17 protein-coding genes and 1 tRNA gene are annotated in these 20,929 nt (G+C 47.2%); 14 read left to right on the top strand and 4 right to left on the bottom strand.

Annotation, left to right across the window (positions count from 1 at the left end; all coding sequences use genetic code 11):
* Positions 1-82: 82 nt before the first annotated feature.
* The 8 genes from fusA to ACFMKP_RS02315 all read left to right on the top strand — a co-directional run bounded on the left by fusA (position 83) and on the right by ACFMKP_RS02315 (position 13,948).
* Positions 83-2,188 carry an elongation factor G gene (gene fusA, locus ACFMKP_RS02350; protein WP_382288714.1) on the top strand — a complete coding sequence of 702 codons (2,106 nt, stop codon included), beginning with the start codon at positions 83-85 and terminating at the stop codon, positions 2,186-2,188.
* Between the two features lie 127 nt (positions 2,189-2,315).
* Entirely contained in the window at positions 2,316-3,272 is a 957-nt protein-coding gene (locus tag ACFMKP_RS02345; protein ID WP_382288712.1) for an STAS domain-containing protein, read from the top strand.
* A 395-nt stretch (positions 3,273-3,667) separates the two neighbouring features.
* Positions 3,668-3,743: transfer RNA gene (locus tag ACFMKP_RS02340), tRNA-Met, on the top strand.
* A gap of 157 nt (positions 3,744-3,900) precedes the next feature.
* Positions 3,901-5,571, top strand: coding sequence for a hypothetical protein (locus ACFMKP_RS02335; protein ID WP_382288710.1), 1,671 nt, complete (start codon positions 3,901-3,903; stop codon positions 5,569-5,571).
* Between the two features lie 336 nt (positions 5,572-5,907).
* Positions 5,908-6,534, top strand: a complete 627-nt coding sequence (locus ACFMKP_RS02330) for an RNA polymerase sigma factor (protein ID WP_382288708.1) — start codon at positions 5,908-5,910, stop codon at positions 6,532-6,534.
* A gap of 3 nt (positions 6,535-6,537) precedes the next feature.
* Positions 6,538-7,125 (top strand): hypothetical protein, encoded by a 588-nt coding sequence (locus ACFMKP_RS02325; protein WP_382288706.1) that lies wholly within the window; start codon positions 6,538-6,540, stop codon positions 7,123-7,125.
* Positions 7,125-10,622 (top strand): UvrD-helicase domain-containing protein, encoded by a 3,498-nt coding sequence (locus ACFMKP_RS02320; protein WP_382288704.1) that lies wholly within the window; start codon positions 7,125-7,127, stop codon positions 10,620-10,622. The genes ACFMKP_RS02325 and ACFMKP_RS02320 overlap by 1 nt, the downstream gene beginning before the upstream one ends.
* A 26-nt stretch (positions 10,623-10,648) precedes the next feature.
* Positions 10,649-13,948, top strand: a complete 3,300-nt coding sequence (locus ACFMKP_RS02315) for an SNF2-related protein (RefSeq protein ID WP_382288702.1) — start codon at positions 10,649-10,651, stop codon at positions 13,946-13,948.
* A 70-nt stretch (positions 13,949-14,018) separates the two neighbouring features.
* On the opposite strand, the gene ACFMKP_RS02310 is transcribed toward ACFMKP_RS02315, so the two are convergent.
* On the bottom strand, positions 14,019-14,273 hold the full coding sequence (locus tag ACFMKP_RS02310) for a hypothetical protein (RefSeq protein WP_382288700.1): 255 nt from the start codon (positions 14,271-14,273) through the stop codon (positions 14,019-14,021).
* Positions 14,274-14,349: 76 nt separating this feature from the next.
* Between ACFMKP_RS02310 and ACFMKP_RS02305 the strand changes: the two genes are divergently transcribed.
* Positions 14,350-14,814: a MerR family transcriptional regulator gene (locus ACFMKP_RS02305; protein WP_382288699.1), complete on the top strand. Its 465-nt coding sequence runs from the start codon at positions 14,350-14,352 to the stop codon at positions 14,812-14,814.
* A gap of 20 nt (positions 14,815-14,834) precedes the next feature.
* Here the strand turns inward: ACFMKP_RS02305 and ACFMKP_RS02300 are convergent, their stop codons facing one another.
* From ACFMKP_RS02300 to ACFMKP_RS02290, 3 genes are all read right to left on the bottom strand, one after another.
* Positions 14,835-15,524, bottom strand: coding sequence for a DsbA family protein (locus ACFMKP_RS02300; protein WP_382288697.1), 690 nt, complete (start codon positions 15,522-15,524; stop codon positions 14,835-14,837).
* Positions 15,517-16,011, bottom strand: coding sequence for a disulfide oxidoreductase (locus ACFMKP_RS02295; protein ID WP_382288695.1), 495 nt, complete (start codon positions 16,009-16,011; stop codon positions 15,517-15,519). The genes ACFMKP_RS02300 and ACFMKP_RS02295 overlap by 8 nt, the downstream gene beginning before the upstream one ends.
* Positions 16,012-16,103: 92 nt before the next feature.
* Positions 16,104-16,457, bottom strand: a complete 354-nt coding sequence (locus tag ACFMKP_RS02290; RefSeq protein ID WP_382288693.1) for a hypothetical protein — start codon at positions 16,455-16,457, stop codon at positions 16,104-16,106.
* Between the two features lie 122 nt (positions 16,458-16,579).
* Between ACFMKP_RS02290 and ACFMKP_RS02285 the strand changes: the two genes are divergently transcribed.
* From ACFMKP_RS02285 to ACFMKP_RS02265, 5 genes are all read left to right on the top strand, one after another.
* Complete coding sequence (locus tag ACFMKP_RS02285) at positions 16,580-16,927, top strand: hypothetical protein (protein ID WP_382288691.1); 348 nt, start codon at positions 16,580-16,582, stop codon at positions 16,925-16,927.
* 116 nt (positions 16,928-17,043) lie between these two features.
* Positions 17,044-17,376, top strand: a complete 333-nt coding sequence (locus ACFMKP_RS02280; RefSeq protein ID WP_382288689.1) for a FixH family protein — start codon at positions 17,044-17,046, stop codon at positions 17,374-17,376.
* Positions 17,377-17,393: 17 nt separating this feature from the next.
* Positions 17,394-18,806, top strand: a complete 1,413-nt coding sequence (locus ACFMKP_RS02275) for a 4Fe-4S binding protein (RefSeq protein WP_382288687.1) — start codon at positions 17,394-17,396, stop codon at positions 18,804-18,806.
* A gap of 4 nt (positions 18,807-18,810) precedes the next feature.
* On the top strand, positions 18,811-19,374 hold the full coding sequence (locus ACFMKP_RS02270; protein ID WP_382288685.1) for a hypothetical protein: 564 nt from the start codon (positions 18,811-18,813) through the stop codon (positions 19,372-19,374).
* Positions 19,375-19,901: 527 nt separating this feature from the next.
* Positions 19,902-20,909, top strand: a complete 1,008-nt coding sequence (locus ACFMKP_RS02265; protein WP_152976653.1) for a hypothetical protein — start codon at positions 19,902-19,904, stop codon at positions 20,907-20,909.
* Positions 20,910-20,929 lie beyond the last annotated feature (20 nt).

The raw sequence follows: 20,929 nt of genomic DNA, 5'->3' as shown, positions 1-20,929 counted from the left end.
GCCTGCATACTTATGGTACAATACAACGTCACCGCCGTGCAGGCTGTCACCAGCTAATACTAACCATGTAACGGAGTAAGGAATGCCTCGCTCGACACCACTCGACAGAGTACGCAATATTGGGATTATTGCCCACATTGATGCAGGGAAAACGACTACCACCGAACGGATTTTGTTCTATACCGGTCGTAACTATAAGATCGGTGAAGTCCACGAAGGCGCTGCCACCATGGACTGGATGGAACAAGAACGCGAACGTGGGATCACGATTACCGCTGCTGCTACCACCGCTCACTGGGAATATGCTGAGCAACGCTATCAAGTCAATATTATTGACACGCCTGGCCACGTGGACTTTACCGCTGAAGTAGAGCGCTCATTGCGCGTGCTCGACGGTGGCGTAGTGGTGTTCGACGCAGTGGCCGGTGTGGAGCCACAATCAGAAACGGTGTGGCGACAAGCTGATAAATATAGCGTGCCGCGGATTTGTTTTGTCAACAAAATGGACCGCATGGGCGCAAACTTCGACCGTACCGTCAGCATGATTGTTGATCGCCTTGGCGCTAAGCCAGTGCCGATCCAATTGCCAATCGGGGCCGAAGATCGCTTCCAAGGCATCATCGACTTGATGGAAAACAAGGCTATCTTCTACATGGACGATGTTGGTAAAGTCCAAGAAGAACGCGAAATTCCTGCTGAATTGGCTGAAAAAGCCAAAGCCGCCCGCGATTATATGCTCGAAGCAATCGCCGAAACCGACGACGAGCTGATGATGCTCTACCTCGAAGGCGAAGAATTGCAAGTGCCAGAATTGCGCCGCGCCCTGCGCGCTGCCACCATCAGCAATAAATTGGTGCCAGTTTTGTGTGGTTCAGCCTTGAAGAACAAAGGCGTTCAGCGCATGCTCGACGCTGTTGTGTTGCTCTTGCCTTCACCATTGGAAATTCCAGTGACCAAGGCTGTGCGCCCAGGCGTTGATTCAGAAGCTGAAGACGCAGAGTTCATCGAGCGCCCAGCAGACGAAAATGCACCTTTCACTGGCTTGGTCTTCAAAATTATGGCTGACCCATTCGTGGGTAAGTTGGCCTACTTCCGCGTTTACTCAGGTAAGCTCGAAACTGGCTCATACGTTTTGAACACCACCAAGAACAAGCGCGAACGGGTTGGCCGCTTGCTGCAAATGCACGCTAACCACCGCGAAGAAATCAAGGAAGTGTACGCAGGCGATATTGCTGCTGTGGTGGGTCCAAAGGATACCTTCACCGGCGATACCATCTGCTCACCAGATGATCCAGTGGTTTTGGAAAGCATCAAGTTCCCAGAACCAGTTATCTCGGTGGCGATCGAGCCAAAAACCAAGGCCGACCAAGACAAGATGTCGATTGCACTCTCACGCTTGGCCGAAGAAGATCCAACCTTCCGCTTGAACACCGATGTCGAAACTGGCCAAACGATCATCCGCGGGATGGGCGAATTGCACTTGGAAGTTATCGTCGACCGTATGATGCGCGAATTCAAGGTGGAAGCCAATGTTGGTAAGCCTCAAGTGGCCTACCGCGAAAGCATCACCAAGAGCGTCGATATCGATAGCAAGTTCGTGCGCCAATCGGGCGGTAAAGGTCAATACGGCCACGTCAAAGTCAAGTTCGAGCCATCAGGCGAAGGCGAAGGCTATATCTTCGTCAATGGTATCGTTGGTGGGGTTGTGCCTCGCGAATACGTGCCAGCAGTCGAAGCCGGTATCCGCGAAGCCATGGAAACTGGCGTTATCGCTGGCTACCCAGTGGTCGACGTGAAAGCAACCTTGTTCGACGGCTCATACCACGACGTTGACTCGTCGGAAATGGCCTTCAAGATTGCCGCTTCAATGGCCTTGAAGGACGGCGTTCGCCGTGGCGCTCCTCAAATCTTGGAACCAATCATGAAGATCGAAGTGATTGTGCCCGAAGATTACATGGGTAGCGTGATCGGTGACGTAAACAGCCGCCGTGGTCGCATCGAAGGGATGGAAGCTCGCGGTAACGCTCAAGTCGTGCGTGGCTTCGTGCCATTGGCCAACATGTTTGGTTATGTCAACGATTTGCGCTCGCAAACCCAAGGCCGCGCTACCTACTCGATGGAATTCCATCACTACGAGCCAATTCCACGCAACTTGCAAGAAGAATTGGTCGAAAAGTCACGCAGCTAAACCCTGCTACAAAGCACCCCAAATGGGCCGATTGGGTATACCAATCGGCCCATTTTCTTTTAACTTTTTTTGCGTATAATAAAGCACACAGATGCAATCCTGCTTCCAGCAATCCGGAGCCAACTCCATGATCCGAATTACTCAACGCCAAGCAATTCTTGCCCTCTTAGTGCTGTTAAATATCACAACTGCCGCAATTGATGTAGTGCTTGGCCTGCGCAATGGCTGGCAAGAACCCCTCTTGATGGGCAGCATTTTGCTGGTACTGATTGGAATTAGCGTTGCCTATTGGCGCGGTATTGAATGGAGTCGCTGGTTAATGGTCGGCTTTGTGACGATTATCTGCGCAGTCTTTGTCGATAAAACCCAGCCAGTCAGCCTCATGACCCTGATCCCGCCGTTGATGGCCTTGATTATGGGTTCTTCAACGGCTGTGATTATCAGCGCCGTTGTTGGCTATGGTGGCATTTTAGTCCGATCGAATTTCGATGGAGTCTATGCAGCAGTCGATAATCTGGTTGCCTATGGCCTGATCGTTGCCGCAATGGTGCTGATTCGCACCATCAATGAAACAAATTTGTTGGCCTTACGCGAAACAATCAGCAAATCCGATGGCGAGCAGCGCCGAATCAAAGCGCAATCAACATTAATGCGCAACCAAGCAGATGCCTTGCTCAAGCAAAATCAGGAGCAACAACGCTTGTTTACCTTGGTCGAAACCCTTGAAACTCCAGCGGTCACAATTGCCGCCAATGTATTGCTGGCTCCACTCGTCGGCGCACTCGATACCAAACGAATTGAGCAAATTCAAAAACGCTTGCTGGCAACCATCCATCGTCAACGCACTCGTTTGTTGATTCTAGACATGGCTGGCGTGCGCGAGCTGGCCAATGATGCAGCCGAAAAAGTTTTAGTGATGATTCAGGCAATTCGGCTGCTTGGCTGCGAGGTTACTGTTACCAGCGCTTCAGCAGAAATTGCCATGCAATTCGGCGATCTTGGGGTTGATCGCGAGTTGTTCAAAACCGCCCAAACCCCCCAAATTGCCCTTGAACAGAGCGTTTATAGCTTGAGCAAGCACTAATTTGACAAGTAACTCAGTGTATGCTATTATACATAGGTCAACGCGGGGTGGAGCAGTGGTAGCTCGTCGGGCTCAACTGTGAAACTCAATAGTTTCCAAGCAAGGGCTGTACAAAAGGAAACTTTTGTATGATAACCTGTCAAACTCGGGGAACCCTTTCAAATGGCAATCCCGACCCAAGCCTTAGTTTCTAAGGAAGGGCGAGAGACTTGACGGCAGGCATCCTAACAGTACGGCTGAGGATGAAGATAAAGTCCAGACCACAAACTAACAATTGTTAGGCAGTGAAAACTGTAGCTGGTAAGCATAACCCGAAGGTCAGAGGTTCGAATCCTCTCCCCGCAACCACAACTAAAGATTTGAGCGGCTTGCTTATACCAAGCCGCTCATTCTGTGCCGATGTAGCTCAGGGGTTAGAGCGAACGACTCATAATCGTTAGGTCACTGGTTCAATTCCAGTCATCGGCACCATTTTTTTATTTTAGGCCCCAAATTCCCTTCTTCCTGCTCCAACCTCTCAGCTCACTATCAGATTCCCACAAGATACGTTTCAGTCAGCTAGTAGCTAAAATCAGGTTCCTGTCGATTACACTCATATTCAGTAGTATCGATGTAGAAAGGAACTGCGATGAAGTGGTTATGGCGCATAGGTTTTTTAATGTTGAGCCTCGGCTTGGTGATTAAGCCAGTCTCCGCGCAGCAAAATCAGATCCAGAGCCGCGATATTGTGAGCGAGCACGCGATTACGCAGCTTAAACTTGATGGCAATTGGCTTGCATGGCGCACTTGGCGCAGCGATTTCGTCAATTACACCAGCGAATTAATGCTAACCAATCTCACGACCGGAACCAGCATTAGCCTTGGTAGTGTGCAAAATCAAACCTATGATTTTTTTATTGCGAATGGGCGGGTCATCTGGCGCGATAATCAACATTTCTATCAGTATGATCTTACGACCCAAACCAGTAGCATCTTGCAAGTGCCAGATGGGCAAAATCAAATGCGTTGGACGGTTGCTGGCGATTGGTTGATTTGGCTGGAACTTGAAGGAGCACCACCGCAAATCACTAACCAGATCTGGAAATGGCATCTGGCTGGCAATCAGGCTCCCATGTTGGTTGGCAGCGAAGTAGCCACAATTTATGGCACTGATTCGTTGCAAAGCGATGGAGAAATTGTTAGCTGGTCGTATGCGACTCAAGTTGCGGTAAAATATAATGTCTGCTCTGAAATTCATTATCTTGCCTTGGATGGCTCACAAGCTCCCCAAAAATTAACCGAACCTGCTTGTAACATTGGGATTAAACAAAATCTATTGCTCAATAAAAGCTTTTATTATTGCAACAAGCAACATTTATATGCCCGAACATTGGCCAATAGCGAAACATTAATCCAAGAGAATAACTGTCGTTTTGATGCGCTCTATGGCTTCGCCGGCAGTGGCAATTTCTTGGTAGCGCTCAATTATGGTGAACAAACAACTGCTGATCTGAGCCTGATTGGGGTTGATATTCGCCAAAAAAGCATGTTTACAATCGATCGTTTTGGCTATAGCGATAGTAATCGTCCGTCGATTACGATCAATAATTCGCTGGTAGCATGGAGCGATCGGCGTGGAGCCAAACCTGTGATTCATGTGCGGCCAATTGCCGAGGTCGTGCCAACTGCGCCGCGCCAAGCCAACGATCCATTGCTGGCAAATCGCAGCTATTACCCAGAAAGCATGCACTCGCTTGGTGGTTTGTTTGAGCAATATTGGCAAAAAAATGGCGGCTTGGCGGTGTTTGGCTATCCTCAAAGCGAAGAATTTAGCCAAGTTAATGCTGATACTGGCAAAACCTACACGGTGCAGTTTCTCGAACGCCAGCGCTACGAGCATCACCCAGAGTTGGCAGGCACGCCCTATGAGGTTTCGCTTGGGCGCTTAGGCGCTGAACGCTTGGCAACGCTCAATCGCAATTGGCAAAACGAGGGCGATAGCTCAGCGGGCGCAGAACAATTGCCTGGCCAATGCCAACATTTTGCCACCACCGATCGCAAGCTTTGCGGCGCGTTTCTGAGCTATTGGCAAAGCAATGGCCTCGATTTAGGCGAACCTGGGGTTAGTTACGCTGAATCATTAGCCTTGTTTGGCTTGCCGCTCACCGCGCCGCACATGGAAACCAATCCTGATGGCGATCGGGTATTGACTCAATGGTTTGAGCGTGCCCGTTTTGAATGGCATCCCGATAATCCAGCACAATTTCAAGTGCAACTTGGCCGCTTGGCCGCCGAACAAATCCCTAATTTAGGTTGGTAAGCACTAAGTAATCAGCAGTCGCCCTTGGTTTGTTCCAGGGCGACTGCTTTTTATTTGCTGGTTAGGCCGCCACAATTTGGATCGCCACAAGCACACTGGTTGGTTGGCTGCTTACGGCGTATGAACAATAATGGAATCGCACAGGGAATCAGACAGGCAAACAGCATCACAAGATAAAGAAATATAGTCAATTTGAATATTTTAGATGGTTATAAGGAAAAAAACAGCGCGAGGTCGTATCTTTATATATAGGCAGTCAACCTATTCAATAGCAGCAGGAGATAGTAATGAAAAAGCAGATGATTGTACTGAAGTTAAATAAGGAGTAGATACACTATGCAACAGGCCTCAACGTACATTCAAATCGTGGAGCGTTGTGAAAAGCTTATCCAACAAATTCGCAATGAAGTTCGGGCTGGGCAAATAAATAGCGAAACAGTTGGAGAAGCCATGCTCATGCTAGAAGAGACGATCAAAGGCGTATGGTATAGGGCTGCCGCTCGTCTTAGCTTTTCCCAACAAGCTTTTGATGAAGCGGTTGAGTTGATGCGGGAGCGCTTACATACACACATTCTAAGCCTCAGCTTTCCCAGCTTGGAAACCCAATTTGGAGCATACCTGCGGACTGCGCCGCAACGAGCCGTCATTGATGTTAGTAAAAAGTATAAGCTGCTCGATAGCCTAGAAGCACCATTGAACGATACGGGTGAAACATTAGCTGAAAGGCTAGCTGATTCCCAAGCCACAATGGATTTCAACATGCTTGAACTGAACGGAGATCTCCAACAAGCAATGAGCCAATTATCACCAGAAGAACGCCAAGTACTGCAATTACGGCTAGATGGTTTCGATAATCCAGCTATTGCCATTAGACTTGGCTTTACAACAACAACTATTAGTAAAATATATCATCGTGCACTCAAGCGTATCCGAACATCGCTTAATTACCAGCAGGAGCAATAAACTATGAAACAAAATGAACAACAACTGCTTGAGGCCGCAATGCACTACCGCATCCTTATTGATCAAACCAATTTTGTAGCGTTGTCAGAATTTGTCGAGGCTTATCCAAGCGAACTTCGAGAAGAACTAATTGTTTATATTGAAGAAATTATGGCGCTAGGGTATCCTGATGAAAGCTTGATACTAAATGCTGAAGAAACACATATGATCGATCAGTCATTGGCCAAAGCACGAACCAAAACTGTGATCACACCCAAGACGTTAACCGATTTGCGTAAAATCCTTGGTCAAAGTGTTGGCAAACTTGCGACACACCTCAATATTCCGGTTCCTGTACTAGCACAACTTGAACGTGGCGCAATCAATGTAGCGAGTATTCCACATATTTTTATCGAAGCACTAGCAAACGCATTAAATCAGAGTGTTGTTGTCATTCAAGCAGCACTTCAGGTTACACCGCCAGCCCAATCTGTTCAATATAGTGCTAATGATGGGATTAGAGTTGAACAAGAAACGTTACAGACGTTTGCCGAAGCCTTACGACTCAACGGAGTATCCAGTGAGCAAAGTGCCCTATGGGAGGAACAATAATGAGTGCCCGATGGCAAATTATTCGGCAAGAGGCTCACAATGTCCGCGTTGCATATGCAACGCGGACAGGTGCGCCATGCCCTGCAATGCTCCCACTAGAGTTGGTGGTAGATGAACTCTGGCAATTGACAGCGTTCGCAGATCCTAACCTCGACGCTCAGATTCAGGGTGAACTGAACATTACCCAACAAACAATTCGCTTTCAACCAAACCTCCCAGATGAACAAATTCGTTTTCTGATTGCCCACGAAATAGGCCACTATGCCCTTGAAGCTGCCCCAGGCAAAATTTTTTACGAAGACAAAAATACGCTTGATCCACGCTCAAGCACGATTACCGCTGGAACGGGACGTGTTCGTACCTATAATACACGCGAACGGCATGAGCTAGAAGCTAACTTATTTGCACTGGAATTACTTATTCCTGCCCAAGATCTCTGGCAAGCTATCCAAATTGATGGTTGGGATGTTGCATCGATGGCAACTCATTGGGGAGTTACTATTGAGGCTTTACATACACAGTTACTTAACATCACCTGTCATGAGCCAGTATATTTGGCTCATGCAAACCAAACTTCAGCTCAAACCCTAGAAATTAACGAAGACCAGCAAGCGGCCATTAGTGCTCCGCTACCAACCTTAGTAATAGCTGGACCAGGTACCGGCAAAACGCGCTCTATTGTGGAAAAGTATTGTGGATTAGTCGAACAAGGTGTTGATCCTGCAAGTATTTTAGCATTGACGTTTTCAAATAAAGCTGCCGAAGAAATGCAAGAGCGGATCAGTGGAGCCATGCGCGGGAAGTATCCTCATTTAGTAGGAAGAATTGAAATCAACACGTTTCATGCTTGGTGTCTAAATCTACTCAAGCAATATGGCCCAAAGATTGGATTATCCTCAAAAATACAACTTCGCGATACAGGTGGTATTTTGGTGCTACTGCAACGTCGAATCAATGAGCTTCCACTCCAGGAATATAAATCGCTGGATAATCCATTGAAGTATCTGCCCGATATTCTCAAGGCTATCAGCCGAGCAAAGGACGAGTTGCGAGATCCTCATACCTACAGCCAATTAGTTGAAGTTGATGCCAAGCAACTTGTTGCTGAAGCAGATCAGGCAACTTTAGGAAAATCAACGAAAGGCGCAGCGGAAAAACGGAATAAGGCACAGCAAAATGCTAACCGTTTGCGTGAATTAGCCAAAATCTATACCTGCTATGAAAAAATTCTGCGCGAAGAAGAAGTACTTGACTTTGGAGATCTCATTGTTAGAGCGATTGAGGTATTGAGGATTGCCGATGTGGTGAATGAGGTTCATCAATGCTATCAGTATATTTTGGTTGATGAAAGTCAAGATATCAACTATGCCTCCGGCGTTCTATTGCAACTCCTTGATGGAGGACGTGGCTGTGTATGGGCAGTTGGTGATCCTTGGCAAAGTATCTATGGGTTTCGAGGTGCATCGCCTGCCACATTAGCAAACTTTCAGCAAACCTACCCTAATACAACAGTGACTCATCTTTCACTTAATTACCGTTCAGTCCAACCGATCTTAGATGCTAGCCATATAGTTATGGCCCAAGATCCTGATTATCATAACCGTCCAAGATTATATTCACAGCGCAAGCCTACTTTAGCCCAAACTGTCCAAGAATGGTTTTTTCCAGATGCAGAATCAGAAGCTCATGCAATTGCTCAAGCGATCATCTACACTACTGGTGGTTGCAATCGACATTTATTGCGACGACTAGCTCGCCGTTGGCAACGTAGTCCATATCATTATGGATTGCTTAGTCGGCGGCGGCGTTGGAGACTTACCCATCATGCTGTTTTATGCCGCAACGGAGCCATAGCTGAAAGGGTTAGTTCAATCCTGCGTGCTTATGGGCTTGCTACCAATTGGACAAGCGACTTATTTGAGGAGACGGTGATCAAGGATATTCTTGCTATCTGTAGTATGGGCAGTTCGAAGGGTCAACAAATGATTTTACGGGTAATCAACACCCCTGATTTTGCCTTAGATAGCAGTGATCTCGCCAAGTTGGTGCAAATTGCTCATTCCGCAAAAATATCATTGCGCAAGACCATTCAGCAGTTATCTATCCATACCCAACAACTTAGTAAGGCTGGCCAAACCATCATAGCTCGTTTGCATGTGGTAGTTGCAGCACTCGGTTGGAAGGGTGATGCCTGGCAAACCCTAACACAATATCTACTAGATCATAGCCCATCAATGCGTGATCGCATTTGTCGGGCAGCAAGTGATGATCATATAGCCCAAACAGAGCTTGCCGCGATTGGGCAGCTTATGACAATAGTAGCTCAATTTGTACGCCAAGCTCCGCCCCATGAACAGGACATAGCCCATTTTCTTGCCCATCAGCGGCTACTCACAAAAGTCAATGAGCCAACTCCATTTGTCCAAAATAGCAGCAAGGCCGTGCATATTATGACAATTCACAAGGCCAAAGGTTTAGAATTCCCTATCGTGTATGTTCCTGCTATCCAAGAAAATGTTTTCTCCAGCCGTGGTAAAATAGCTTCTATCCCTCATGCCCCTAGCGTTTTTCGAAGTATATCCCCGGATAAACGCGAGGAAGATCGATATACTCTTTATGTTGCTATGACCCGTGCAAAAGACCGATTGATATTAAGTAGAGCCGCTCTTGCTATGCGCTCCTCCCTTCTGCCTGATCAAGCAATCGCCAATTGGAACATACGGCAGTTTAAGTCGGTGATACCTTGCTCAATGGCTATGGATAGAGTTGCTATCAAGCATCAACCAATTGTATCATTCCCAATTCCTGCAGCCAGTTTAGAAACATACGAACGATGTCCTAGGCAGTATTTATATCAATATGGCTATCAATTGTTCGATGATTCCACTGCTTTCCAACAAATGCATAGCGCAATTAGAACAACAGTTGTTGCGTTACTCCAAGCAGCCCAAGAAAATTCATCAATACCTACTTGGAATGTAGTGGAAACACTTATTCAGGAAGCCTTAAAAGTGCGGGGAGTATTGGAAGATCCGTATGCAGATGCGTATATGACGCAGGCTTTAGGTCATATAAGCCATATTTGGGAACAAATGCAAGCGGAACCAACCAGCACAAATAGCACTTTTAATCAACGATTTCTTTTGAATACGGTTGCTGGAGAGGTTGAAGTCCGAGTGGATCAGGTAGATCAAGATCGTAATGGACCAATCTGGACACGTATTTTATCAGGCAAAGAAAAAGATGATGACCATTTAAAATTACGCCTTGTGATGTATGCTTTAGCCTATGAAGCCGTGTATCATCAAAAACCTCGGATTCAGATCTACTATACTGCGACCGGGGTAATGGCTCCAGTGAATCATCAACAACGGACATTGGATGATCGACGCGAAAAGGTAGCTACATATATGCGTGGCATAGCAGCTGGCGATTGGAGGCCCAATCAGGGACATGCTTGTCAATCATGTGCATTTACAATGATTTGCCCAATCTAATGATGTGGTAATAGGAGTAAATCCCAATGCGAAAAAAGCCCAGCAGCACGCCTCAACTCAATCTGTTTTTAGACCAAACAGCGCCTTCAGAGCCAGCAGCTACGTGGCCTCATCCGCAACGGTTTCCTCATAATAATAAACAAGATCAGGTTGGCAAGATTGTGGAACAGGATTTACACTATGCCAAAAATCCACTGCTCATTACTGGGTTTACTTCATTAACCTACATTATCCGTTTTTTGGCTAACTGCGCTGCTAATTATGCAAGCTTTACCTTAGTCAGGATTGTTATTGGACATGAACCACTCCTTATACAACCAAAAGTATTTCGCCAATCCTTTAATAAATGGGAACAAGATATTGCGGATTTTTGGTTGAATAAGGGCTTCTCGCTGTATCAAAGTCGACAACTGCTTCAAGCAATAAGCTTTCTGGAACAGCCAAATATTCAAATCAGAACTTCAGCAAAAAGGCCTATTCATGCCAAAATATATTGCGGTGATAATGCGGTAATTCTAGGCTCAAGCAACTATAGCCATGCAGGTATGCAAACCCAGATCGAGGGTAATATTCGGCTTACGGCTGACGATCCACGATTTAATGAGGCTATCCAGCTAGCCGAAGCCATCTGGGAAACTGCCATCGATTATTTAGCGCACTTTAAAGCGCTTCTCAATCAATTGCTTCAAGCAGTAACATGGCAAGATGCATTGGCTCGTGCTTGTAGTGAACTACTGGAGGGTAAATGGGCAAAGAAATCAGTGCTACGAAATATTCTTAGTAATGAAACACCTTTATGGCCAGCACAAGAAGCAGGGATCGCCCAAGCATTATGGATTCTCGAACACGTCGGTAGTGTCCTAGTTGCTGATGCGACTGGATCAGGTAAAACTCGCCTAGGTGTTCATATGATCCGCGCTTTGATGCAGTATATTATGCGTACAGGACGTTTACGCCAAGATATTCCCATCTTATTTTCGCCACCATTAGTGATATCAACTTGGGAACGCGAAGCATTACGCTGTGGATTATCATTGATGGTGCGGTCACAAGGCAAATTGAGTAATACTGAACGCTATCCTGATGAAGGATTATTGGAAAATCTACGGTGTGCTCAAGTTTTAGCGATCGATGAGGCTCACCGATTCCTCAATCGCGACTCACAGCGGACTCGTTCGCTCTATACCAGTATGGCCGACTACATAGCGCTTTTCACGGCCACGCCCATTAATCGTGGCATCAATGACGTTATCAACTTGATACAATTGCTTGGTGCTGATAACTTTGATGATGATGTGCTCAAGGTATTAGAACAAGCATGGAAACAGCCTCGTGCTAATGATTACTCCTGGCTTGATGAAACCGCTCAACAAACGCTCCAACAGGCAATTCAACGCTTTACTGTGCGCCGAACAAAAGCGATGTTTAATGACCTCGTTGATAAATCTCCTACACAATATCTTAATAAGCTAGGGAAGCCATGTCGTTATCCTGAACATCTTTCCCATGTATATGCCTGTGGTGAAACCCAAGATGATCGGCGGCTAGCCCAAATGATTGATGAAGAGGCCAAAAAATTACGTGGCCTTATCAATCTAACATCAATTACATTTAGTAATAATGATCGAATTCGTGGTATGAGCGAGGAATCAGTATTGAAACTACGATTAAGTGCAGCGCCAGCCATAGCTCGTTATCATATTAAATCACGACTTCGCTCTTCACGGGCTGCTGTACTAGAACATATCGAGGGTACAGAATCACTTGCTCAGTGGAATTTACCAACCAATAAAAAAAATATTTCAGGCAATATGATTAAAAAGATCCAAGATTTCATTAATCATCGTACCTTGCCTAGCACAAATTTAACAATAGCATTACCTGAATGGCTTATAGAGCCTTCTGCCTATGAAGTTGTTTGTCGGGAAGAAATAAGCATTTATCAACGAATCCGTGATCTGATTCATCAAATGTCAGATACACGCGAAGAGACCAAGACAAAATTTCTGAAGAATCTACTTCAAGAGCATAAACTAGTCTTGGCCTTCGATGAACATATCATTACATTACTCGATCTAAAACAACGCTTAATTAAACATAATCACACGAATGTAATCGTTGCAACTGGTGATGCTCCAAATGAGCGGAATACCCTTCAAACTATATTTGCCCTAGGTTCCAATAAACAAGACATCATTGCTTTATGCTCTAAGGCCGTTTCCGAAAGCATAAGTCTTCAAGAAGCTTCAGTTGTTGTTCATCTTAATATGCCAAGTGTTATTAGTATTGCTGAACAACGAATTGGTAGAATTGACCGTATGGATAGCTTGCATCAAGCGATTCATATATATTGGCCCGATGATAGTGAGGAATTCGCCCTTAGTAATGATGAGGTTTTCTTTGGGCGACATATACTAAACGCAAAAATATTTGGCTCAAATATGGATTTGCCGCCTGAATTATTGGCAAATCCTGTTCCTACCCGGATTGTTAAACCGACCGATATAAACGATCAAGTAGAACAAATCCTGAGCGGCGAGGTCAGTTCAGGAACATTGGCAATCTATGATGCATTTCAACCAGTACGGATGTTGGTTCAAGGTGAAGATCCATTAATCGACCCTGCCAAATATCTCCAAATGCGTGGGCAGACTGCCAATGTAATATCATCTGTTAGTCTTGTGCAGTCCAAATCTTCTTGGGCATTCTTTGCAATTAAAGGTTCCCTTCTCGGTGCACCACGTTGGGTTTATATGCCTAGTGTAGAATCTAAGCCAGAAACAAATTTAGATATTATTAGCATAGCATTACGTCAACAACTTGGAACAAAACCTGAACAATATGCTATGGATAAAACTGCCGTCTTATTGCTAAAACAATTTCTTGATCATGTTCGTCAAACAGAATCGCTATTACTACCACGCAAAAAGCAACGTGCATTAGAAGAATTTGATATTATTCTTGGGAAATACGAGTTAGAGGCTCGAAAATTAGTTGATAGTGAAAGATTGAGCGTTATTCAAGCAATTCGGTCATTGACGAAATCAAATAGTACAATTGCACCCGATTCACAAGAGGATAGTTATACATTTGATCTTACAAGTGTTGCTGACGCGTGGATTGATCTTATTCGGCCTGTATGGAACGATCATCTGCAAAATACACGTCGAAATAAGCGTCCATTATTATTACGCGATTTACGTGATACGCTCGTATCAAAACCTTTATCTACCAAACAGCTTCGCGAAGGTTTTAACCACATCCCTCTGATAGCACCCTTAGATCAACGGATCGTGGCTGCTATAGTTGGTATTCCGATAACCTAATAGACAAACCCATATTAGGCCTATCGATGAATCAGTCGTCGCCCTTGAACAAACCAAGGGCGACTGCTTTTTATTTGCTGGTTAGGCCGCCACAATTTGGATCGCCGCAACTGCATTGCGTAGCTGGTTGCTTGCGTCGAAGTAATATTAACGGAATCGCACAGGGAATCAGACAGGCAAACAGCATGATGATTGGCGTTGCACCAGCCAATAATCCGCCTAAAACGCTGCGCTCAAAAAAGAATACGCCAAGCATAACCCCAGCAATCAGCAACAAACCAACTTTGCTGCGCAACAAACCAAAACACTCTTGCAATAGTTTCATCGAATACTCCTTTATAACCTGACAGGTGTACGCTATCATGTGAAGTGCACTTTAAGTCAAGCAGGAGTTTTGACCAATGCAAGAATTATCAATTGGCGAGGTCGCAGCCCAAACCGGCCTTCAAACGTCAGCAATTCGTTATTATGAGCAGATGGGCTTAATTCCCAAGCCGCAGCGCCATAATACCCGCCGCCGCTATGATCCAAGTGTGTTGCAATGGATTAGCTTGATCAATTTGGCCCGCAAAGCTGGCTTTTCAATTGCCGAAGTTCAAACATTAATTCATGGATTTGAAGCTGATACACCACCCTCAGAGCGCTGGCAAACCATGGCGCGCAGCAAACTCGTCCAAGTTGCGCAGCAAATGCAGGTCTTACAGCAAATGCAAGCATTGCTCACATATGGAATGCAATGCCAATGCTTGCGGCTCGAAGATTGCCGGATTAGCAATGAGCAGGGCTGTAGCGAAGGTTGTTCAGGCGCAGATCAAGCGAAGATTGAGGATTGTGGGGCAAGCAAAAAAGCGCTGCTCGATCGCTAATCAAGCAGCGCTGCCAACCATTATTTTGCGTCATCGATTGCGCTTTGGAGGGCGCTTTGGCTGAGGGTTGCAACCGGTTTGCCATTGACAAAGAAGCTTGGTGTGCCGCGCACATTCAGCGCTTGTGCATCAGCATTATCACGCTCGATCTTCTGCATAATCACTGGGTCGCTTAGATCTTTGGCAAATTTGTCGCCATCAAGGCCCAACTCTTGGGCATATTGCAGCATCAATGCGGTTTGCGGAGTTCGTTTTTCGCCCCATTCGCTTTGCTTGTTGAACAACAGCTCTTGCATTTCCCAATATTTGCCTTGGTTGCCTGCGGCTTCGGTGGCAGCCATCGCCAACACCGAGTTGTTGTGCAAGGGGAAGTAGCGCACCACTAAACGCACATTATCGCCATTTTGAGCCAACACATCTTTGACGATTGGGAAGAAGGCGCGGCAGGATTCACACTCAGGATCAAGAAACTCAACCACAGTTACTGGCGCATCAGTTTTGCCCAAAACAGGGCTATCAGTATGCACTAAGCGCGAAATATCGACCGTCTGGGTCGAGCTTGCTTGGGTTTGGGTCAACAGCACGACAGCCACAATCACCAAGACTGGAATACTCAACCAAAGCAACATTTTAACTTCACGGGGCAAACCACCTTGCGGCTTGCGGGTGCGGCTTTGGCGTTTTTTATTGCTAGCAATCGATTTACTCATGATCAAGCTCCTTGGCTGGTTTAACAAATAACAAAGCAACGATGATGACGCTGAAGGCGACCCAGGCTAAAAGGGGAATCGTAATAAAGCCATACCAGTTGATCCAACGGGCAAGGCACGAAACTCCAGCGCTGCACGGCGCAAGTTCAGCTGAAATTACGCCATAGGTTAGCAAACAATGATAGCTCGCGATGAGCCAACCACCAATGCTCAACGGCAAGGCATACCAACGCATCGCCGGGTCGCGGCGAATGATCCCCACGGTGAGAATTGCCACTAAGGGATACATAAAAATCCGTTGATACCAGCACAAATTACAGGGCGGAAAGCCCTTGATTTCGCTAAAATAGAGGCTGCCAAGGGTGGCTACCACCGCCTGAAGCCAAGCTAAATAGCCAAGATTTTGGCGGACACGCTGTCCAAATGAAATACTCGTTCGATCATCAAGATCGTGAAGATCCGATGATTCAATCGCTGAGGGTTGCATAACATCCTTCTTTGGTTATGTTTTCGAGCGCACCGATCGATCAGATCAGCCGTTGATGCGGCAGATTGATCATTAACCATGGTGTTGAAGGATTAAATGAATTTCGGAGGGGGGACGATGAGGGCTAAACTTGGCGAACGATAGTGCATCGGATCGGGCATCCAATGCAGTTGATCAGCCACAAGGATTAACTCAAATTGCTTGGTAGCTAGCAAAAATGGAGCTGCATGGCTAACGCAGGCATCACTTGGCGATTTTGCTGGCGTAGAGATCGGCTGTTCAGCATGATGCTCATCAGCAAAACCTTGGCTGACTTGGGTCGCACACGGATATTGATAACTCATCAAAATCCGCGGTTGGCATGGCGCAAGCACCAACGGAATCAGCAGCAACACAATTGTGCTGAGCCACGTCATAGTGCGTAAAATGTGCAATTCATGAGCCATACAAGCAACCTACAATCCTTTTCGTTAACTATACTATACCAAAATCGGCTTAAAAGACCAAATTTGGCGTTTGCCAATGAGTTTGCTATAGTACAGATTGTGGTTAAATGGGCGGAACAAACATGGCATACGAACAATCATTTTTGGGCTATTGGTGGCTCAGCAGCTTAATCGTGCTGATTCTGCTGCCAATTGGCCAAGCCAATCAACCCCAGCCAACAATGCGCTGGTGGTTCTACCCATGTATGCCGCAAGCCAACGAAACGCCGCAATCAAGCTCCGAAGCGCCGCTGTCGCTGCCCCTCAACCCAATCGCCGACCATATGTATAACCCATTGAGTTGGCATCTGCCAAGTGGTCAACCCAAGTTAAGCCCACTCAAACAACGCTGGCGCTATTGGGAAACGCCGCTTTTGCGCTATGCAATGTGGTTTCACCCGCAATATGTGCCACCCCCAAAAACTCTTTAATCGTTTCAAGCGTCGAATTATTGGCCCGATGCCCACTGCTGTGGGGTATTTAGTATTTTTGAGGTTTTGCAATGCTATTCCGTTATGGGCAGTTAATCCTGCTGAGTTTGATATTCGTGAGTTTAATCGGTTGTAGCCGCACGCCAAGCGACGACCAACGCTTGACCATGAGCCTTGAGCAAACGCCAAGTGCAATGGGTGTACAAACCATTGTTTTGGTGATTAACGATGGCACAACGCCGCTCGACAACGCCAAAGTTCAGCTCGAAGCAACCATGACCCACGCTGGGATGCCCTCGCAAATTGTGCAAATGCAGGCGCTTGGCGCGGGCAAATATCAGGCCAGCATTGATTTTTCGATGCTTGGCGAATGGGTCTTGATTGTGAATGTGACTGAAGCCAATGGCGCAGTGATGCAACGAACCTTGCCAGCCTTCACCATTCAATAAACCAAGGGAGTTGAATCATGCAACAGATTCCAGCAATCGATTTGCTGAAACTACCAGGTTTGCGCTGGCTTGGGCGTTGGCGCTATGCGCGGTTTGCGCTGCAACTGCCGCTATTTGGCTTAGCAATGTTGATGGTGTGGGATGGCTTGACTGGCGCGCAGTTGGCTCCCAAAAATAGCGCCACTGTGATTGTGTGGGTGCATTATCGCGGCTTTTTGATGCTGGCCTTGTTGGTGGTGGGCAATCTGTTTTGCATGGCCTGCCCGTTTATGTTGCCGCGCAATCTGGCGCGTCGCATCATCAAACCACGCTTCAAATGGCCGACATGGCTGCGCAATAAATGGCTAGCGGCAGGCTTGTTGGTGCTGTTCTTCTTTGCCTACGAGCGCTTTGATTTGTGGGCCTCGCCGTGGTGGACGGCGATGCTGATTGTAAGCTATTTTGCGGCGGCGCTGCTGATCGATAGCAGCTTTCAGGGTGCGCCATTTTGCAAATATGTTTGTCCACTGGGCCAATTCAATATGTTGAGTTCCACACTCTCGCCAATTGAGGTGGCAGTGCGCCAGCCCCAACGCTGCCAAACCTGCGCAACTAAAGATTGTATTGTGGGCCGTGATGATCAACCAGGCTGTGAATTGTGGTTGTTCCAGCCCAAAAAAGTTGGCAACCTCGATTGTACAATGTGTTTGGATTGTATTCATGCTTGCCCCCACGATAACATTGGCTTGTTGGCACGCGTGCCAGGTCAAGAATTAATTAGCCTCCAACCACGCTCAGGAATTGGCAAAATCGAAGAACGCAGCGACTTTAGTTTGCTGATGTTGGTGTTTACGTGGGGCGCGTTGCTCAACGCTTTTGGCATGATCAGCCCAGTTTATAGCTTTTACAATTGGCTGACTGCTCAATTTGCGATCACCAGCGAAACCTTTTTGCTGAGTGTGGTCTTTATCTTGGCCTTGGTCATTGAGCCAGTCGTGTTGCTCGGTGGCGCGGCTTGGCTCTTTCGGCGGATCAGCGGCCATAACGAACGCTTGATTGCAATCATCAATCGCTTTATGAAGGGCTTTTTGCCAATTGGCATCGCCATGTGGACAGCGCATTACGCCTTTCACTTTATCATTGGCTTTTGGACAATTTTGCCAGTGTTACGCTCGCTGTTGGCCGAAGCAGGCATCAATTTTAGCTGGATGCCGGTCACCGGATTAAGCCCGCTGGTGCCCCAAGCGATGATTTACCCCTTTCAAATGGGCATGATTCTGCTAGGCAGCGTGCTTTCAGCAGTCATCACATGGCAAACGACAACGACAATTACCAAACAACGCCAACGCTGGGCTTGGCTACCATGGGCGCTGGTCATCGTGGCGATGGCTGGGAGCGCGATGTGGCTTTTGAGCCAACCCATGGATATGCGTGGCATTCTAGAAGGATAATTAAATGCAAACCATCCAACGCTGGCTCATTCTCCTGCGGGGAATGTTTGTGGCCAGCCTAATTCTTGTAAGCCTTGTGCCGATGCAGCCAGCAGCGGCCCACTTTGGCGAACCATACACTGTGCTCTACGACCAAAAACTAGGCGAGTTTACGCTTTCGATGAAGGCCGACCCCGATGTTGGAACTGGCACATTTTTCAGCGATATAGAATTGCCAAGCAGCATGGCTGATGGCGAAGTGACGATCGCAATTCAAGCAGTGGCTGATGCCAATAGTACTGGGCCAAGCAACTCAAGCGCCAGCGGCCAGAGCACGAGCCACAAAGCCAGCATCGAACAAAAAATCGAGTTTGATCAAGAAGGCTATTGGACGCTCGATGTAAGCGTAACGGCGGGCAATCAAACGGGCAAGCATCAATTTAAAGTGCTGGTTACGCCACCATTTCCGCCGTGGATCACGACCATGATCTGTTTAGCGCCATTTTTGATGGTTGGCGCAATTTGGACGCTGACCATGCGCCGCAATGCAATGCTCAAGCAACAACAAGCGGAAAACAGAGAGCATTAGGGGTCAGGGGTCAGGAGCTAGGGTTCAGAAAATAGAGTTAACCACGAAGGACACGCAGTAAGGCTATTGGCTATGTGTACTGATACATCAGGTTAACCACCGCCTGATCCCCTCACCCCAACCCCTCTCCCACGGCGCGGGCGAGGGGCTTTCACCACGTGGGTCTGCCCCAATTCCTTGGTAAAAACGATCGGCTCCCCTCGCCCGCGTTCAGTGGGCGAGGGGCTGGGGGTGAGGGCATGGGATTGCCAATCCAATGTACCAGTACAGCTATGAGCTATCGGGTTTTGATTTCTGCCTTTTACCTTCTGGTTTTTGACGTTTGAATTCATCCCTCATCCTTCATCCCTCATCCTTCTGATTTCTGATTTCTGATTTTTGCCTTTTGAATTCATCCTTCATCCCTCATCCTTCATACTTATTAATACTCTGCTAGTTTTTTTCTGGCCCAATTTGTGCGATGATAGATAGGTACAAAGTAGCACAGCGGAATCGGGCAATGCAGCTTATGCGATGGAGAATCTGGCTTGATTCGACCTGTTCGATTAGTCGATAGTCTTGAGTTACGGCGCGCGCCGTACACCTATATGTTATTGGGCAGTGAGCAAGTATTGGCGGGCAGTCATCGTCCGATGAGCTTTGCACTGCGCTGTTTGCTGCCATTCGCCCAAGACCGCCATACGCTGGTCTATCACGAGCGTGGGCTACGCGGCTATGTGCAAGGTTGGTATCGATTAAATAGTGCTGATGCAGATTTGGTGTATCTGGCATCGCAACCTTTTCGGCGCGGCATGCGCCAGCCAACCGACCCCGATGTTTGGTATCGTTTGCTCGAAGCCTTTGTGGTGCGCATGGGTTCGCGCAATATTGAGCGCGTTTTTGCGCCCTTGGCTTCGAATTCACCCTATTTGGAAGTTTTTCGCCAACTTGGCTTTCAAAGTTATGCTACGCGGCAGGTTTGGCGCACGTTAACGCCCGATGTTGCCGAAGGCAGTTCAATCATCGTTTTACGCCCACAACAGCGCCGCGACCCGCATGCAATCCAACGATTGTATGAGGCGATCACCCCTGCGACTGTTGTACGATATGAAGGACGAACGTCGCGATCATGGCAACTGCCGGTCGTTGCGCGTCATGGAGTTCGTCAGCGCTCATGGGTGCTTGGGCGCGATGGCCGAGATGATATTTTACGAGCGGCGTTGCATGTGTGGCTTGGCCCACACGCCGCAGTCATGAGCCTTCTAATCGATCCTGCTGAGCAACGCTTAGCCTCGTCGGTTATTCGATTTGGAATGAGCCAATTGGCCAATGCTCATCAAGGTGTCGTCTATCTCCTGCTGCCAGAATATCATGGCGAGTTGCATCACAACTTAGAGGAGATCGGCTTTGAACATATTGGAGATCAACGCCTTACGGTCAAGGAACTGACAGTGCCATTACGCAACCCGTTGTTGCGGCCTGTGCTGGAAGGAACGAGAGAAAGCGTCGTTAAGCCGTCGCTGTCATCTTCGGTTCGCTCCGAACCGTCTATCTAAACACACTCCGGCGTGTGTTT

Source organism: Herpetosiphon sp. NSE202 (assembly GCF_042688385.1).
In the GTDB taxonomy this organism is placed as follows: Bacteria; Chloroflexota; Chloroflexia; order Chloroflexales; family Herpetosiphonaceae; genus Herpetosiphon.
The sequence above is the reverse complement of the archived record's forward strand: the minus strand, read 5'-3'. Positions and strand labels throughout refer to the sequence as shown.

Bases quoted from the DNA above. Each gene is read 5' to 3' on its own strand.
- fusA (WP_382288714.1), top strand. From the start codon at position 83: ATGCCTCGCTCGACACCACTCGACAGAGTACGCAATATTGGGATTATT.
- ACFMKP_RS02345 (WP_382288712.1), top strand. From the start codon at position 2,316: ATGATCCGAATTACTCAACGCCAAGCAATTCTTGCCCTCTTAGTGCTG.
- ACFMKP_RS02335 (WP_382288710.1), top strand. From the start codon at position 3,901: ATGAAGTGGTTATGGCGCATAGGTTTTTTAATGTTGAGCCTCGGCTTG.
- ACFMKP_RS02330 (WP_382288708.1), top strand. From the start codon at position 5,908: ATGCAACAGGCCTCAACGTACATTCAAATCGTGGAGCGTTGTGAAAAG.
- ACFMKP_RS02325 (WP_382288706.1), top strand. From the start codon at position 6,538: ATGAAACAAAATGAACAACAACTGCTTGAGGCCGCAATGCACTACCGC.
- ACFMKP_RS02320 (WP_382288704.1), top strand. From the start codon at position 7,125: ATGAGTGCCCGATGGCAAATTATTCGGCAAGAGGCTCACAATGTCCGC.
- ACFMKP_RS02315 (WP_382288702.1), top strand. From the start codon at position 10,649: ATGCGAAAAAAGCCCAGCAGCACGCCTCAACTCAATCTGTTTTTAGAC.
- ACFMKP_RS02310 (WP_382288700.1), bottom strand. From the start codon at position 14,273: ATGAAACTATTGCAAGAGTGTTTTGGTTTGTTGCGCAGCAAAGTTGGT.
- ACFMKP_RS02305 (WP_382288699.1), top strand. From the start codon at position 14,350: ATGCAAGAATTATCAATTGGCGAGGTCGCAGCCCAAACCGGCCTTCAA.
- ACFMKP_RS02300 (WP_382288697.1), bottom strand. From the start codon at position 15,524: ATGAGTAAATCGATTGCTAGCAATAAAAAACGCCAAAGCCGCACCCGC.
- ACFMKP_RS02295 (WP_382288695.1), bottom strand. From the start codon at position 16,011: ATGCAACCCTCAGCGATTGAATCATCGGATCTTCACGATCTTGATGAT.
- ACFMKP_RS02290 (WP_382288693.1), bottom strand. From the start codon at position 16,457: ATGGCTCATGAATTGCACATTTTACGCACTATGACGTGGCTCAGCACA.
- ACFMKP_RS02285 (WP_382288691.1), top strand. From the start codon at position 16,580: ATGGCATACGAACAATCATTTTTGGGCTATTGGTGGCTCAGCAGCTTA.
- ACFMKP_RS02275 (WP_382288687.1), top strand. From the start codon at position 17,394: ATGCAACAGATTCCAGCAATCGATTTGCTGAAACTACCAGGTTTGCGC.
- ACFMKP_RS02270 (WP_382288685.1), top strand. From the start codon at position 18,811: ATGCAAACCATCCAACGCTGGCTCATTCTCCTGCGGGGAATGTTTGTG.